Annotated in this window: 1 protein-coding gene and 1 pseudogene; one reads left to right on the top strand and one right to left on the bottom strand. The window is 29.2% G+C overall.

The features are described from left to right. Positions 1-317: 317 nt before the first annotated feature. Positions 318-1,520, bottom strand: coding sequence for an IS4 family transposase (locus tag VNJ50_RS05545; RefSeq protein ID WP_325579832.1), 1,203 nt, complete (start codon positions 1,518-1,520; stop codon positions 318-320). A gap of 210 nt (positions 1,521-1,730) precedes the next feature. On the opposite strand from VNJ50_RS05545, the pseudogene VNJ50_RS05550 reads away from it, so the two are divergent. Then, positions 1,731-2,062: pseudogene (locus VNJ50_RS05550) on the top strand (peptidase S41); the annotation flags it as partial.

Raw genomic sequence — 2,062 nt, forward strand, 5'->3', positions numbered from 1 at the left:
ATAAACCTATTACTGATAAAAATAAAATAGCAATCCAAAATTTGCTTTTATATAGATTAATCATATTTAGTAAATAGAGGTAAAAATTTGGATTATGGTTGTATATACAATTAGTTTTAACAATTATTTACAACGACAGATGGTATTTTATAAAAAACTAAGGATTTAATAGTTCAAAAATTTGTTTCTAAAAATTATAAAATCTTATCAGTAAAATCATTGTTGTCCGAGATAAATTAAAAATAAGTTTTTAGACTATCAAAAGTAGCCTAAACATTGACTTTTTATTTTTAATTATCAGTTTTTTCAAAAACAAGCTAATCAAACAAAGTTAGTTGATTTCTGGGTTTAGCATTTAAATCCCAGTCTTTTTCTGGGTTTTCTAAGAATTTTATTAGTTGTATGAAGTTGAATAAATGAATTTTACAGAAACTCACCAAATTTGAAAAAGCCCAACTACGTTTTAACTTCTTCTTAATTACTGCTAGAAGTAAGTTGACAATCAAAACGCAATAAATCTGTATTTTGATAGCATTCTCGTTATCTCCCAAAAAATATTTCAATGGAAAATTCTGTTTTAGCTGTTTAAATACTAATTCTATCTGCCAGCGAACTTTGTATAAAGCAGCAATCATATCTGCTCTTAAATCCATAAGATTCGTCAGAAATTCGAACTCTCTTTTGTTTTCTCTGTCATAAAATCTAACTTTTCGCAATGTTAGTGGAATAAGGGTACTTCCGTGTTTTACATCTACAGTAATTGTGGCATCTTCTAACACTCCACTATGAATATTTTCAGCTATTTCATTGATTTGTTCAGTTCTATACACTGCATTATCCTTGATTCTAGTAACAAATCCAGTATTGTTTTTGGTAAAATGTTCAAAGGCTTTATAATCATTGTAACCCTTGTCAAAAACATAGATAGTATCTTCATTGCAAGGTAATTTAGCTAAGAACTGATGGTCATGAGTTGCCGCTTTACTAAACCAAACAACTGATGGAACTACCTCATCTGCATTAATTACCGTGTGCATCTTTATTCCTCCTTTGCTTTTACCTGTTTTGGCTTTACGACCTACACAACTTAGTATCTCTTTAAACAGGCTTATAGTGCTACTGTCTATGATTTTGACTTGCTTTTTGATAATCTCTTCTATTCGGCTGTCCGATAAAACATTTCCATACTTATTTAACAGACTATTATAAATCTCTGCAAAAACTTCTTCATCTCTATTCCTATTTGCATCTGAAAGTGTACTTCTTTTAGGGATATGTTGTAATTGAAAACCATTAGTTTTTCCAGATAATCCAAGCATCGCTCCTGCAACTTCTCTTAACGAATTGCACTTAGCAAATGAACAGAAAACCATACTTATTAAATGGTCTTTTGTTGTAAATTTTTTAGTGAATTTATCAGATTGTGTCTTATTTACAGCGTTTGATATAATTTCATCATCAATTAAAGAAATCAGCTGTCCGAAAACACACTTTGTAGAAAAATAGTTACTTTTAGTCATCGTTCTAATGTTTTGTAGTAATTACAAAAGTACGATATTTTTGAGTAGCCTTAATCGGCTACTCTTTTTATTCCGGACAACAATGACTTAAAATCAGAGAAAGTCCTTTTGAGTATTAATTAAAGTTAAGTCATCATATGTAAGAATATTATTTGCCCATTAGTTGACAATTAATATCTAAATTTGAAATAATCAAGTGAAAAAATAGATATGAATAATAAGTTTATCGCAAGTATAGTTTTAGTTTTTATAATTCTATTCCAAGTAGAGGTCTCTGCAAATAGCAATATCAACTTGGCTAAAACTAAAGAAGATAGATATGCTGAATTAGCTAAGAATATCGAAATATTTACCTCTTTATATAGAGAGCTCAATAGTTATTATGTAGATGATTTAGATCCAAATATCGTCATGAAATCTGCAATAGATGGAATGTTAGAAGAACTAGATCCTTATACTAATTATATTCCTTCTTCAGATATCGACGATTATGAATTTCAGACTACAGGAAAATATGGTGGGATCGGAGCTATTATAGGTGA

It is taken from the genome of Gelidibacter sp. (genome assembly GCF_035577925.1).
In the GTDB taxonomy this organism is placed as follows: domain Bacteria; phylum Bacteroidota; class Bacteroidia; order Flavobacteriales; family Flavobacteriaceae; genus Gelidibacter.